General features: G+C 43.9%; 11 protein-coding genes. All 11 read left to right on the top strand.

The genetic code is table 11. The features are described 5' to 3' along the window. Positions 1-13 precede the first annotated feature (13 nt). The 11 genes from rpsO to ACSFXN_RS11155 all read left to right on the top strand — a co-directional run bounded on the left by rpsO (position 14) and on the right by ACSFXN_RS11155 (position 15,457). Complete coding sequence (rpsO, locus tag ACSFXN_RS11205) at positions 14-283, top strand: 30S ribosomal protein S15 (RefSeq protein WP_300989584.1); 270 nt, start codon at positions 14-16, stop codon at positions 281-283. 353 nt (positions 284-636) lie between these two features. Continuing rightward, positions 637-2,751, top strand: coding sequence for a polyribonucleotide nucleotidyltransferase (gene pnp / locus ACSFXN_RS11200; RefSeq protein WP_437150195.1), 2,115 nt, complete (start codon positions 637-639; stop codon positions 2,749-2,751). 110 nt (positions 2,752-2,861) lie between these two features. Next, positions 2,862-4,073 carry a M16 family metallopeptidase gene (locus ACSFXN_RS11195; protein WP_437150194.1) on the top strand — a complete coding sequence of 404 codons (1,212 nt, stop codon included), beginning with the start codon at positions 2,862-2,864 and terminating at the stop codon, positions 4,071-4,073. A gap of 257 nt (positions 4,074-4,330) precedes the next feature. After that, complete coding sequence (locus ACSFXN_RS11190; protein ID WP_437150469.1) at positions 4,331-5,341, top strand: aspartate-semialdehyde dehydrogenase; 1,011 nt, start codon at positions 4,331-4,333, stop codon at positions 5,339-5,341. A 137-nt stretch (positions 5,342-5,478) separates the two neighbouring features. After that, the gene (locus ACSFXN_RS11185; RefSeq protein ID WP_300989580.1) at positions 5,479-7,146 is read left to right on the top strand and encodes a ribonuclease J; all 1,668 of its coding nucleotides are present in this window, start codon (positions 5,479-5,481) and stop codon (positions 7,144-7,146) included. Positions 7,147-7,227: 81 nt separating this feature from the next. Then, positions 7,228-9,531 (top strand): DNA translocase FtsK, encoded by a 2,304-nt coding sequence (locus ACSFXN_RS11180; protein WP_437150193.1) that lies wholly within the window; start codon positions 7,228-7,230, stop codon positions 9,529-9,531. A 175-nt stretch (positions 9,532-9,706) separates the two neighbouring features. Continuing rightward, on the top strand, positions 9,707-10,435 hold the full coding sequence (locus tag ACSFXN_RS11175; RefSeq protein WP_437150192.1) for a GntR family transcriptional regulator: 729 nt from the start codon (positions 9,707-9,709) through the stop codon (positions 10,433-10,435). Positions 10,436-10,483: 48 nt separating this feature from the next. Continuing rightward, entirely contained in the window at positions 10,484-11,551 is a 1,068-nt protein-coding gene (locus tag ACSFXN_RS11170) for a BMP family lipoprotein (protein WP_437150190.1), read from the top strand. A 346-nt stretch (positions 11,552-11,897) separates the two neighbouring features. After that, the gene (locus ACSFXN_RS11165; protein WP_437150188.1) at positions 11,898-13,460 is read left to right on the top strand and encodes an ABC transporter ATP-binding protein; all 1,563 of its coding nucleotides are present in this window, start codon (positions 11,898-11,900) and stop codon (positions 13,458-13,460) included. Further along, positions 13,450-14,496: an ABC transporter permease gene (locus ACSFXN_RS11160; protein ID WP_300989575.1), complete on the top strand. Its 1,047-nt coding sequence runs from the start codon at positions 13,450-13,452 to the stop codon at positions 14,494-14,496. The genes ACSFXN_RS11165 and ACSFXN_RS11160 overlap by 11 nt, the downstream gene beginning before the upstream one ends. 1 nt (position 14,497) lies before the next feature. Then, positions 14,498-15,457: an ABC transporter permease gene (locus tag ACSFXN_RS11155; protein WP_300989574.1), complete on the top strand. Its 960-nt coding sequence runs from the start codon at positions 14,498-14,500 to the stop codon at positions 15,455-15,457. The last annotated feature ends 45 nt before the right edge of the window (positions 15,458-15,502 follow it).

Genomic DNA, 15,502 nt, shown 5'->3' with positions numbered 1-15,502 from the left:
GAGGTGGAACAGTATGGCAATCACTCAAGAACGTAAAAATGAATTGATCAATGAATTCAAAGTGCACGACACAGATACTGGGTCTGCAGATATTCAAATCGCCATTCTTACAGAAGACATCAACAACTTGAACGAGCACTTGCGTACTCACAAGAAAGATCATCACTCACGTCGTGGTCTATTCAAAATGGTTGGACGCCGTCGTAACTTGTTGAAATACTTGCGCGAGAACGATGTAGCACGCTACCGCGAGTTAATCTCAAAATTAGGCTTACGCCGATAATAGCAATTAGCAAAAGCGGGATTCGTCCCGCTTTTTCTTTATGGATAAAAATTTAAACATTCAATCGCACAGTGAATGCTTTTTTGATACACTACTAGTGGATACATAAAGAGAAACTTCAATCAGCGGGGAGTTTCTTCATCTCCGCTGATTGGTAGTTGATCCAATCGGACTTTTACGGACAGTGGACCTCCCAGCGGAAGCGGGAGTCCTACTGAGCGTTAAAGCGGGATAAAGAGAAACTTCAATCAGTGGGGAGTTTCTTCATCCCCGCTGATTGGTAGTGGATTTTACTGGCCGTTAAAGCGGGGTAAAGAGAATGATGAAACAGTGTAAGAGAGAGGAGCTCGATTATGGAGCAAACGAAAAAAGTTTATACATTAGATTGGGCAGGCCGCGAGTTACAGGTTGAAGTTGGCCAATTAGCAAAACAAGCTAACGGAGCTGCGTTGATTCGTTACGGCGATACAGCAGTATTGTCAACGGCAACAGCATCGAAAACTCCGAAGAATACGGATTTCTTCCCCCTCACAGTAAATTATGAAGAGCGTTTATATGCAGTCGGCAAAATCCCAGGTGGATTTATCAAACGCGAAGGCCGTCCGTCTGAAAAAGCGACGCTTACCAGCCGTTTGATTGACCGTCCTATCCGCCCGTTATTCCCGGATGGTTTCCGCAATGAAGTACAGGTTATTTCTATGGTAATGTCTGTAGATCAGGACTGCCCATCAGAAATGGCGGCAATGTTCGGTTCATCTCTATCATTGATGATTTCGGATATTCCATTCGGCGGTCCTATCGCCGGCGTTATCGTTGGAAGAATTAATGGAGAATATATCATCAATCCAACGAATGACCAACTGGAGCAGAGTTCTATGAACTTGACAGTTGCTGGAACTAAAGATGCTATTAATATGGTAGAAGCAGGAGCAAAGGAAGTTTCGGAGCAAGAGATTCTGGAAGCTATTATGTTTGGCCATGAAGAAATCAAGCGATTAATCGCTTTCCAAGAACAGATTGCCGAAGAAGTAGGCAAAGAAAAAACAGACATTCAGCTTTATGAGCTGGATGCCACTCTTACAGAAGCCATTAAGGCGCTTGCAGAAGACGAGTTGAATGCAGCTGTGCAAACAGCTGAAAAACAGGCCCGCAACGAAGCGATTGATGCTGTTAAAGACCGTGTCATGCAGTCCTATGAAGAAGCCGATGAAGATGTGAAAAAACAAGTTGGCCAGATTCTGGACAAAATGGTAAAAGATGAAGTGCGCCGTTTAATTACAGACGAAAAGATCCGCCCAGATGGCCGTACGCCATCTGAAATCCGCCCTTTATCTTCCGAAGTCGGCATTTTGAATCGCACACACGGTTCAGGTTTGTTTACTCGTGGCCAGACTCAGGCAATGAGCATCTGTACCTTAGGTGCGCTTGGCGATGTTCAAATCATCGACGGCTTGGGCATTGAAGATACGAAACGCTTTATGCACCATTACAATTTCCCGTTATTCTCAGTAGGAGAAACTGGATTCCTTCGTGGTCCTGGACGTCGGGAAATTGGGCACGGTGCACTCGGAGAACGTGCGCTTGAAGCCGTTATTCCGTCTGAAAAAGACTTCCCGTATACAATCCGCTTAGTGGCAGAAGTATTGGAATCGAATGGCTCGACTTCACAGGCAAGTATTTGTGCATCAACGCTTGCGATGATGGATGCCGGAGTGCCAATCAAAGCGCCGGTTGCAGGAATTGCAATGGGATTAGTTAAAAAAGGCGAAAACTATACTGTGCTGTCGGATATTCAAGGCATGGAAGACCATCTTGGCGATATGGACTTTAAAGTAGCGGGTACTGCCAAAGGCATTACAGCTCTTCAAATGGACATTAAAATTGATGGCCTGTCGCGTGAAATTTTGGATGAGGCATTGACACAAGCTCAAATCGGAAGAATCCATATTTTGGAGTCGATGCTTGCAACGATTTCAGAGCCTAAAGAACAGTTATCGCAATTTGCTCCTAAGATTATCATGGTAAAGATCAACCCTGATAAGATCCGCGATGTAATTGGGCCTGGCGGTAAAGTGATCAATAAAATCATTGATGAAACTGGTGTTAAAATTGATACTGAACAAGACGGCACAATCTTCATTTCCTCGGTTGACCAGGAAATGAACGCAAAAGCGAAAGCGATGATAGAAAATATCGTCCGCGAAGCGAAAGTCGGCGAGTACTACGAAGGCAAAGTGAAGCGCATCGAGAAATTTGGTGCTTTTGTTGAACTGTTCCCTGGAAAAGATGGACTTCTTCACATTTCTGAAATTCAGGAAGAACGGACGAAAGAAGTGGAAGATGTCTTGAAACTTGACGATGTCGTTAAAGTTAAAGTGATTGAAATCGATCGCCAAGGCCGTGTTAACCTTTCACGTAAAATCGTTTTGAAAGAAGAAAAAGAAACTGCTGAAAAAGCCAATCAATAACAGATACTTTGATCAGTAAAATTTTTGCTGTCGATAGAAGCGAAAAAATTTAAAGCAAACGAAATTGCCAGCTTATGTTGGCAATTTTTTCGTATTAGGAGGAATGAATATTGGTTACTACACATATTTGCGGTAATGGGCTCCGGATTGTTTCCGAATCCATTCCCCATTTCCGGTCTGTAGCCGTTGGTGTTTTCGTAAAAGCCGGATCTCGCGATGAACTGCCGGATGAAAACGGCATGACGCATTTTATCGAGCATATGCTGTTTAAAGGAACAGAAAATAGAAGCGCTAAACAGATTGCTCGGGAATTCGATCGTATTGGCGGAGATATGAATGCTTATACTTCCAAAGAATATACGTGTTATTATGCTAAAGTGTTGGACCACCATGCTGAACATGCGGTGACAGTGCTAGCCGATATGTTTTTCAATTCCAAGATGGAAGCGTCAGAAATTGAAAAAGAGCGCCAAGTGGTAATTGAGGAAATCAGCATGACCGAAGATATGCCGGATGACGATGTCCATGAGCAGTTGTGGAAAGTGATGTACCCGCACCATTCCATGGGTGCTCCGATTCTCGGCACTGTAAATACTTTGCAGGGATTCACAAAAGACAAGATTGAACACTTTATGGACCGGCATTATACGCCAAATAATACGGTGATTTCAGTGGCAGGCAATATCACGCCGCAGCTTATCGCATTGATTGAACAACTTTTCGGTTCATTTCAGCGCAAGAACCAGGATAAGCATTATCTATTTCCAGGATTTAGTTCCGGCTATTCATTAAAGCATAAAGAGACGGAACAAGGTCATTTATGTCTAGGATATCCCGGACTGTCGGTAAAAGATGAGAACATCTATAACTTTATCGTCTTGAATAATATTGTGGGCGGTTCCATGTCATCACGCCTGTTCCAGGAAGTTCGGGAAGAACGAGGGTTGGCGTACTCCATTTATTCTTATCATTCGGCATACTCCGACCATGGCGCTTTAGCCATATACGGGGGAACTTCGAATGAACAAATGCCCGAATTGCAGGAAGTCATCCTTTCTGAACTTCAGAAAGTCCGGCGCAACGGGGCAACGCTTGAAGAAGTGGCTGATTCAAAAGAACAGCTTAAAGGCAATATCATGCTGGGGCTTGAAAGCACGAGTGCCCGGATGAACCGCAACGGAAAAAATGAATTGCTGCTGGAAAAACATCAGCCATACGACGAAGTCATCCATTTGGTTGACCAAGTTTCACTCGAAAAAGTAAATTCATTGATGGATTTGTTTGCAGGAGAACCCGCTATTTCGATCATTCGCTCAAAGTAAGCTCCCTTAAAAATGAGGGGGCTTTTTTTAATGGGCGGAAATTTGAAAGCCAATCGAACTCAAAAGCCATTTTCGCTTTGAAGAGAAAATAAATTAAAGGAAGTTCGAGAATTGACACTTAGGTGAATTTTAGATAAAAATCTAAAATAACTTACTATTTAAACACAAGTCATTCCTCTAGTGCAGTAAATTATGGTACAATAACGCCAATCATCACTGAAGGAGAGAGTCATTTGAAAACATTTAATGTAGCAATTATGGGAGCAACAGGAGCAGTTGGACAACAAATGAAAGAACAGCTGGAAAAAAGAAACTTTCCTATTAAAGAGATTGTTTTCTTGGCATCGAGCCGTTCAGCTGGACAGGAAATTGAATTTAAAGGAAAAACATATACAGTACAAGAAGCGGTTCCCGAATCTTTTGAAGGGATTGATATAGCCTTATTCAGTGCGGGAGGCAGTATTTCGGAAAAGTTCGCTCCGGAAGCAGTTAAACGCGGAGCTGTAGTCATCGACAATACGAGCGCTTTCCGCATGGATAAAGAAGTGCCGCTCGTCGTGCCGGAAGTCAATAAAACCGATATCGCTGAGCATAAAGGAATCATTGCCAACCCAAACTGCTCCACGATTCAAATGGTTTGTGCCTTGCAGCCATTGAAAGAACAATTCGGTTTAAATAAAATTGTGGTTTCAACGTATCAGGCTGTTTCAGGCGCAGGGATCAACGCCATCAATGAATTGAAGAACCAGGCGGCGGATTTTGACAATGCCCCGAATGCAGAAGCGAAAGTGCTGCCAGTGAAATCAGCAGAGCGTCACTACCCGATCGCTTTCAACGCTATTCCGCAAATTGATCAGTTTACTGATAATGGCTATACGTATGAAGAAATGAAGATGATAAATGAAACAAAGAAGATTATGCATGATGATACCTTATCGGTTGCCGCTACATGCGTCCGGCTGCCAGTGGTGACTGGGCATTCGGAATCGGTGTATGTTGAGCTAGACGCTGCACCAACAGTGGAAGAAGTAAAACAGGCAATCGCTGCAGCACCAGGAGTGGAATTAATGGACGATCCGGCCAATCAGGTATATCCGATGCCGTTGATGGCTACTGGCCTTGATGAAGTCTTTGTTGGACGAATCCGCCAAGATCTGGATAATCCAAAAGGATTCCACTTATGGGTAGTCGCCGATAATTTAGTGAAAGGCGCAGCATTGAACTCCGTTCAAATCGCTGAGTCAATGATTGAACAAGGAATTGTTTAAAATAGATTTGAATATGAAAAGACGCCTAAAATAAACCGGACGCCGCTCTGGTTTATTTTTTTCTTTGGACTGTTTACAAAGATTCCCGTATAATAAAGTCTATGGATGTGTACGGGTAAATTATAGGAGGAAATAAATTGAGTAAAATAAAAAATGAATTAATTAGAGTGATTCCGCTTGGCGGAGTTGGAGAAATCGGTAAAGCGATGTATGTCGTCGAAATCGATGAAGATTTATTTGTCGTCGACAGCGGCTTGATGTTCCCGGAAAATGAAATGCTTGGCATCGATATTGTTATCCCAGACATATCATTTCTAGAGGAAAACAAAGACCGGGTGAAAGGGATTTTCCTGACTCATGGCCACGAAGATGCAATTGGATCAATTGCATATTTGCTGAAAAAAATCCAGGCGCCAGTTTATGGATCTAAATTGACAATTGCTTTGGCGAAAGAGCATATCAAAGAACAAGGTTCATTGAAGCATGTGAAATTTTTCGAAGTGACGAACAAAAGCCGCATGAATTTTGATAAAACTCATGTGACGTTTTTCCACACAACACATAGTATTCCGGATGCGCTTGGAATTGTCTTCCACACATCGGAAGGCGCTATTGTCCATACGGGAGAATTCAAGTTCGACCAATCTGCAAAAGGAAGCTATAAGCCTGATATTGCTAAAATGGCAAAATTGGGAGAAGACGGCGTCTTGATTTTGCTGTCAGACTCTACAGAAGCGGAACGCCCAGGACATACAACTCCTGAAACAGTTGTGGCAGACCATTTATTGTCTGCATTCCTGGCAGCTGAAGGCCGTATTTTAGTATCGCTGTATTCATCCAACTTCATCCGGATCCAGCAAGTATTCGATATTGCCAAAGCTACAGGGAAAAAAGTAGCAGTGGTTGGGAAAAGCCTCGAAAGCAGCTATGAAGTCGGATTGCGGCTCGGCTATTTGGAAGTCGATGAAGAGACTGTCATTTCGGTAAAAGAGCTTGAGCAGTACCGAGATGAAGAAGTCGTGATTATCGTAACAGGCAACCAAGGTGAACCGCTTGAAGCTTTGGACAAAATGGTCCGTAAACAGCATAAAGATGTAAAAATCAAAGACACCGACACAGTGATGATCACCTTTACACCGTCTCCAGGCATGGAAGTCCAGATGTTCCAGACAATGAACAAATTGGCGAAAGCCGGAGCGAATGTACTGACATCGAGCAAGAAAGTTCACGTCTCCGGACACGGAAGCCAGGAAGACCTGAAGATGATGCTGAACATGATGAAGCCGAAATACTTCATCCCAATCCAAGGGGAATACAAAATGCTGATTGCCCATTCGAAATTGGCACAGCAAATCGGTATGCATAAGTCGGATATCTTTATTGCAGATAAAGGGGATATCGTCGAATACAAAGGCGGAAAAGTTCGTATGAGCGGCCGCGTTACTGCCGGCAATGTGCTGATTGACGGAATCGGAATCGGAGATGTTGGCAACATTGTTCTTCGGGACCGTAAACTTCTTTCGCAAGACGGCATTTTTATTGTAGTGGTAACATTAAACCGCAAAGAGAAGAAAATTGCATCCGGACCTGAAATGATTTCCCGCGGTTTTGTTTATGTCCGTGAATCAGAGCAGCTAATGGAAGAATCCACTCAATTGGTCCGTAAAATTGTCGAGAAATATGTGGTGAAAGACGCTTTTGAATGGAATAACATCAAACAGGAAATTCGTGACACACTGAATTCTTATTTATTCCAACAAACAAAACGCCGTCCGATGATCATTCCGATTATTATGGAATACTAAGAAAGAAAAAAGTGAAAGGATTTCCATACCGAACTACTCGGTGGAAATCCTTTTTCAATTTTTAGGAAACGAGGGATCAATATGCCACGGGCACAGGCAAGAAAAAAGGCACCAGTTAAGAAAAAGCCGGCAGCCAAAAAAAAGAAGCAGCCGATGTCCATGATTGGATATGAAGTCATCGGGCTGCTGATGATCGGCGTTGCGGTCTTGATGGCTTTTCAGTTAGGAATCATAGGAAAAACATTATTAAATATAACCGAATTATTGACAGGGTATTTGGCGATTTTTGTGCCGATCCTGTTATTGCTGTTAGCAGCACATATCATGGTTAAACGGCGTTGGCCAAAACCGCGTCTGAAAATCGCTGCAAGTTCATTGTTTTTAATAACAGGGACTCTTTTAATTTGCCACTTGATTTGGGCATCGGGTTCTATTTTGCCTATTACATCCGGCAATGTGATAGCAGAGACCATCCGGTCAACTAAAGTTACCGGGTCAGTTTGGGAGACTTATACAGCTACCGGCGGCGGCATGATGGGGGCGGTGCTATATGCCATGTTCCATTTATTGTTCGATACGGCTGGGACATGGGTTATTGCTTTGATTCTACTGTCAATCGGAGCGATTATTCTTACAGGAAAAACGGCCGCTCCTTATTTGGCGGAGAAAGTGCCTAGTTTGCGTCCGGTCTTGAAATCGTCATTAACTCGTTTGAAGCAAAGCAAGCCAAAACCGAAGAGGTTGTCGGCACCGCGCAAAAAAGTGCAGCCTGAACAAGTGATTGAAGTGGATGAAGCACTCGATCCTGAAGAAGAAACGGTCCATGTGATGCAGCATGAAGAACCGATCATATCGGCGTTTACTGAAAATGTCCGTCCTAGAAAAGCGGAAGTGCCGGCTGAAGATATCAAAGCGGACGCTGCTGAAGAAGTTACTTTGTCTTCGGGAGAAGAAATGGAAAACGAGGAATATCAATTGCCGCCGCTTGAGTTGCTGACATTGCCTCCACACAGTGACCAAAGCGGAGAATACGCTGGCATTCAGAAAAACGCTAAAAAGCTGGAAAAAACATTCCAAAGTTTCGGCGTGCGGGCAAAAGTCACTCAAGTGCATATGGGTCCAGCAGTTACGAAATATGAAGTGCTGCCGGATACAGGAGTGAAAGTCAGTAAAATTGTTGCGCTTCACGATGATCTGGCGTTGGCTCTTGCGGCTCGCGACATCCGGATTGAAGCACCGATTCCTGGCAAGTCGGCGATCGGCATTGAAGTGCCGAACTCTGAAGTGGCCATCGTTTCGCTGCGTGAAGTATTGGAATCCGAAGAGAACAATAAACCTGAATCGAAGCTGCTGTTCGGCCTTGGCCGGGATGTTACCGGACAAGCGGTCATGACAGAACTCAACAAAATGCCTCACCTGCTAGTTGCCGGTTCGACGGGAAGCGGGAAATCGGTATGCATCAACGGTATTATTACGAGCATCATCATGCGGGCGAAACCGCATGAAGTGAAAATGATGATGATCGATCCGAAGATGGTTGAACTGAATGTCTATAACGGCATTCCGCATTTATTGGCGCCGGTCGTTACAGATCCGAGAAAAGCAGCTCAGGCATTGAAGAAAATTGTTTCTGAAATGGAAAGAAGATACGAACTTTTCTCCCATACTGGAACACGCAATATCGAAGGATATAACGATTACGTACGGATTTTCAATGAAGAAAACGAAGAAAAGCATCCAAAACTGCCATTTATCGTTGTCATCGTCGATGAATTAGCGGACTTGATGATGGTTGCTTCAAACGAAGTGGAAGATGCCATCACACGCTTGGCGCAAATGGCACGGGCAGCGGGAATCCATTTGATCATCGCTACACAGCGCCCTAGTGTAAATGTCATTACAGGGGTCATCAAAGCGAATATTCCTTCGCGGATCGCGTTTGCTGTTTCTTCTGCCATCGACTCACGCACCATCCTGGATATGGGGGGAGCGGAAAAATTGCTAGGCCGGGGAGACATGCTGTTCTTAGGGGCCGGCAAATCGAAACCGGTCCGGGTCCAAGGCGCGTTCCTATCGGATTCCGAAGTGGAAAAAATCGTCGACTTTGCGATTGAACAGCAAAAAGCCCAATACCAGGAAGACATGATACCTTCAGAAATTGAAGAAACCGCTATAGACGATGACACAGATGAAATTTATGACGAAGCGGTCCAACTTGTTTCTGAAATGCAAACGGCATCAGTTTCGATGCTGCAAAGACGCTTCCGAGTCGGCTATTCGCGGGCAGCCCGCATCATAGACCAAATGGAACAGCGAGGCGTTGTAGGTCCTTATGAAGGAAGCAAACCGCGTACAGTATTAGTTCCAAAGCAGGAGGATTATTAAAAAACAAAGTATTTTACGTGACGTATTGATTACATCAATTACTTTTTTTGAAAATAAAATTCGCGAAATTCGACAAAAGACTATTTATTTCGTCTTGAATAAATGTTATAGTAATTTTGATTAGTAGGAATGTTTTACATCAGATGTCTGATCTCTGTCATTGGTGGTGAATCGTATGACAATAAAATCGGATCATCGTGCTTTGTATCTTCAAGTGATTGATCGAATGAAGCAGGATATTGCTGCCGGTTTGTACAAAGAAAAAGAGAAGTTGCCATCCGAATTCGAACTAGCTAAAACACTGGGAGTCAGCCGCGCTACTTTAAGAGAGGCGCTGCGGTTGTTGGAAGAAGATAATATTATCGTCAGACGGCATGGAGTCGGCACTTTTGTCAATGCGAAACCGGTGTTTACATCAGGCATCGAACAATTGACAAGTGTCTCGGATATGATCCGCCAAGCAGGAATGGAGCCAGGTGCTATTTACTTAAGTACTTCCGAGGCTCCATCTTCTGAAGATGATATAAAACGCTTTCATTGCGAAAACGATGAGACTGTCATAACTATTGAACGCGTCCGGACGGCAAATGGAGAACCTGTCGTTTATTGCATTGACAAAGTTCCTTCCGCATATTTGCCTGCCGATTTTCTTGGACGCAAAGAAAGTTCCATCTTCTCTGCATTAGAGGAGTCTGGGAATATACACATTTCCTATGCGGTCACATATATTGATCCAATTGGCTACCATGAACAAGCTTCGCCGATTTTGGAATGTGATCCGGAAACAGCATTACTCGAATTAAAGCAGCTCCATTACGATGAGGACGATCGAGTGGTGCTTTACTCAAAGAACTACTTCAGGGCTGATAAATTCAGTTTCCATGTAGTTCGAAAACGTGTGTAAAACGGCAAATTCCTGCTAATATGATAAAAATTCTTGGGGGTTATTACATTGATTAAACGCAAATTTGGTCTTGGTCTATCTGTAATGCTTGCTGCAGGCACTATGCTTGCTGCATGTGGCAGCGAAGAAGGCGCTTCTACTGGTGAAACTGGAAGCGGCGGAGAAGCGAGCGATTTCTCAGTAGCAATGGTAACAGACGTCGGTGGCGTGGATGACAAATCATTCAACCAATCAGCTTGGGAAGGACTACAAGCTTTTGGTGAAGAAAACGGCCTTAAAAAAGGGGACGGCGGAATTGATTATCTGCAATCAGCTTCTGATGCTGATTACAACACGAACCTCAACAACTTGATCCGCCGTGATTTTGACGTGGTCTTCGGCATCGGGTTCTTGATGGAAGGCGCTGTAAAAGAAATTGCTGAGCAACAGCCAGATGCACAACTTGCAATCATTGATGCGGTTGTAGATGCACCGAACGTTGCGAGCGTATTGTTCAAAGAGCAAGAAGGAGCATACCTTGCAGGAGTAGCTGCAGCTTTGATGACTGAAACGAAAAAAATCGGCTTTGTAGGCGGTATGGAAATTCCAGTTATCGAACGCTTTGAAGCAGGATTCAAAGAAGGCGTCAAAGCAGTAGACCCGGCAGTTGAAGTCGATGTTCAATATACAGGAGCTTTTGATAAAGCGGAATTAGGTAAAACAACAGCTAACCGCATGTACTCTGCGGGAGCGGATATTGTATTCCACGCTGCTGGCGGTACTGGCAACGGTGTATTTACCGAAGCAAAAGAACGCAAAGAAGCAGATCCGGACGCAAATATCTGGGTTATCGGTGTTGATGCTGACCAATACGACGAAGGCCAAGTTGGCGATGCAAACGTAACTTTGACTTCAGTTCTTAAAGGCGTTGACCAAGCAGTAATTGATATTTCAAACAAAGCCAAAGATGGCGAATTCCCTGGCGGCGAAACTGTAACTTATGGTTTAGCTGAAGACGGCGTAGGCCTTGCTGATTCACGTGGAGCAATCCCTGAAGACGTGATGGCTAAAGTCAATGAATATAAAGAAAAAATTGCCAGCGGCGAAATCAAAGTACCAGAAACTTTGTCTGAATAAAGTGAAACTCACTCAGCGGGAGCTTTATCCGCTGAGGAACAGCAGAACATAGGCTAAGAACGCCGTGTACTGCGGCAACGCCTATGTGACCGACATCCTGTCGGCCTCAATCGGACTTTTACGGTCAGTGGATCTTCCGCTTGGAAAAGCGGGAGTCCTACTGCCCATTAAAGCGGGATAAATACATGTTGATACGGTCATCATAAAGACCGGGCTATCCGGTCTTTATGATTTTTTTTACGCCTATTTTTAGAAAATTAATAATAGATGAAAGGTTTTTAGTAATAAAAACCTTTCCTGTATTACTTAAAAAAAGAAGTCAGCAGTTTTCGAAGGAGTGAAAACAGTGGAATATGTAATCGAAATGCTCAATATCCGTAAAGTGTTCGGGAATTTTGTCGCCAATGACAATATCACTCTGCAGTTGAAAAAGGGTGAAATTCACGCATTGCTTGGGGAAAACGGAGCAGGCAAGTCAACATTGATGAACGTTCTTTTCGGTCTGTACCAGCCGGATGGCGGAGAAATCCGTGTGCGCGGAAAAAAAGTGGATATCACAGATCCTAACGTCGCCAATGACTTGGGAATCGGAATGGTGCATCAGCACTTTATGCTCGTCGAGAATTTCTCGGTAACCGAAAACATTATTCTGGGAAGTGAGCCGACGAAATTCGGCATCACCAATAAAAAAGATGCGGCCAGACGGGTTCAGGAAGTATCGGAACAATATGGATTGAACGTGGACCCACATGCCATTATCGAGGATATTTCGGTCGGGATGCAACAGCGGGTGGAAATCCTGAAAACATTATACAGAGGCGCTGAAATCCTGATTTTTGATGAACCGACGGCTTCATTGACACCGCAGGAAATCGTCGAATTGATCCAAATTATGAAACGCTTGATTGCAGAAGGAAAATCGATTATTTTAATCACCCATAAATTAAAAGAAATCATGGATGTTTCCGACCGGGTAACGGTTATCCGTAAAGGGAAGGGAGTCGGCACGGTCATTACTGCTGAAACGAATCCAGCTGAGTTGGCTTCACTGATGGTTGGCCGCCAAGTAGAATTTAAAACCGTGAAAAAAGCAGCAACTCCAAAAGACGTAATTCTAGATATTAAAGATTTGGTAGTTGAAGATTACCGCGGAGTAGATAAAGTGAAAAACTTAAGTTTGTCCGTCCGCCAAGGTGAAATTGTCGGAATTGCGGGAATCGATGGAAATGGCCAAACAGAGCTGATTGAAGCGATTACGGGACTTCGCAAAGTCAAAAATGGAATCATCTCAATACACGGGAAAAATATTACGAATTTAAAACCCCGTAAGGTTACCGAAGCGGGAGTAGGGCATATCCCGCAAGATCGCCATAAACATGGCTTGGTGCTGGATTTTCCAATCGGCCATAATATCTCGTTGCAGACTTATTACGGATCTCCAATTTCGAAATCCGGCATCATTGATTACGATAAAATTGATCAAAAAGCGAAGGATATCATCGAGGCTTATGACGTCCGCACACAAGGGCCGCATGAACCAGCGCGTGCTTTGTCTGGAGGAAATCAGCAAAAAGCCATTATCGGCCGTGAAGTGGACCGCAATCCAGAGTTATTGATTGCCGCCTTGCCTACACGTGGTCTGGACGTTGGGGCCATCGAATTTATCCATAGCCGTTTAATTGAACAGCGGGATAATGGAAAAGCCGTTTTGTTGATTTCATTTGAATTGGATGAAGTTATGAACGTGTCAGACCGCATAGCTGTTATTCACGACGGTGAAATTGTTGATATCGTTACTCCGGAAGAAACAACAGAACAAGAACTTGGATTATTGATGGCAGGCCATCATGTTCGTTCAAAGGATCATCTAAAAGAAAATAGCGTAAAGGAGGATCAGCATGTCGATTAGAGCAACAAATATTCTGGTCCCCGTCATTTCAGTAATTCTCGGATTGCTGGTTGGAGCAATTATCATGCTCATTAGTGGATACAATCCAGTAATTGGCTATGCAGCCCTTTGGAATGGGATTTTTGGTGATATGTATACAATTGGGGAAACCTTGCGTCAAATTACGCCTTACCTATTAGCCGGTTTAGCAGTGGCATTTGCTTTTCGTTCCGGTTTGTTCAATATCGGTGTAGAAGGGCAATTGATTGTGGGCTGGTTTGCGGCTGCCTATGTTGGAGTAGCTGTTGAATTGCCAAAAATCATTCACTTGCCTTTGGCAATTTTAGCTGCAGCTGCAGCTGGTGCGCTGTGGGGATTCGTACCTGGTTTATTGAAAGCGAAATTTCATGTGCACGAAGTTATCGTCACCATCATGATGAACTATATCGCCCTTCACGTGACAAATGCACTGATTAAAACTGTTTCTGGCGGTGGAGACCGTACAGAATCGATCTTTGCCAGTGCATCGCTGCGCTCTGAATTTTTTCAGAACTTGACTGAATTTTCCCGCCTGCATTATGGAATTATTATTGCTTTATTAATGGTGGGAGTCATGTGGTTTATTTTAGAGAAAACAACATTGGGCTTTGAATTGAAAGCGGTAGGTTTTAACCAAAACGCTTCAAAATATGCCGGCATGAATGTGAATAAAAACATCATTTTGGCTATGGTTATTTCAGGTGCTTTTGCCGGTCTTGGCGGAGCGATGGAAGCTCTTGGAACGTTTGAGTATGTGTCGTCAAAAGCCGGGTTTACAGGTATCGGATTTGATGGTATTGCGGTTGCCTTGCTTGGGATGAATACGCCGCTTGGTGTTATTTTTGGTGCAACGCTATTTGGTTCTTTAAAATACGGTGCGTTGAATATGCCGAATGCTGCGGGCATCCCGCTTGAAATCGTTGAAATTGTAATTGCCGTTATTATTTTCTTTGTGGCATCAGGTTATGTAATCCGCTTATTCCTGCTGCGCGCGGCTAAGAAGAAGGAGGCGAAGTAATATGAGTTTCTTGGAAGTTTTGTATTTCATCGTTCCTTCAGCGATATTTTACGCAGCCCCGCTTATCCTAACAGCAATCGGAGGTGTATTTTCCGAAAGATCGGGTGTAATCAATATCGGCCTTGAAGGTTTGATGGTTATCGGTGCATTCGTGGGGATTTTGTTTAACTTATTTTATGCGGATACTTTCGGCAATGCGACTCCATGGCTTGCCTTGGTAGCAGCTATGATCGCTGCTTTATTGCTGTCTCTGGTCCATGCGGTCGCTTCTATTTCTTTCCGGGCGGATCAAACCGTCTCTGGGGTAGCCATAAACTTATTGGCGATTGCTTTAGCTATATACTTGGTTAAAAAAATATTTGGCAAAGGCCAGACCGATTTTATTACAGAACGTTTCGGGCGTTATGATATTCCAGTATTGTCGGATATTCCGGTCATCGGGCCAATGTTCTTCAGTTCGGTTTACAATACGTCTATCCTAGCAATTGCCATAGCAATTCTTGCTTGGTTTGTCATTTATAAGACGCCATTCGGCTTGCGTTTGCGTTCTGTTGGTGAACACCCGATGGCTGCAGACACAATGGGCATCAATGTTGCGAGAATGCGTTATGTCGCAGTTATGATATCCGGTGCTTTAGCCGGTATTGGCGGAGCCATCTATGCACAGACAATTTCTGGGGACTTTGGTCATGCGACGATCAATGGACAAGGATTTATGGCTCTTGCAGCCATGATCTTTGGGAAATGGCATCCGCTGGGCGCCATGGGGGCAGCTTTGTTCTTCGGCTTCGCCCAATCATTGAGTATTGTTGGACCATCCATCCCTTATATCCAAGACATTCCGAATGTTTTCCTGCTGATTCTTCCATACGTACTGACAATCCTGGCTTTAGCAGGCTTCATTGGCCGTGCCAATGCGCCTAAAGCGAACGGAATTCCGTATATCAAAGGACAGCGATAAGAAAACAAAAAAAGAGCCGTTTCGACGGCTCTTTTTTGTTTTGCC

Source organism: Planococcus sp. 1R117A, assembly GCF_051417975.1.
Lineage (GTDB): Bacteria > Bacillota > Bacilli > Bacillales_A > Planococcaceae > Planococcus > Planococcus shenhongbingii.
Note: the sequence above shows the minus strand (reverse complement) of the source record. Positions and strands in the feature narration are given on the sequence as shown.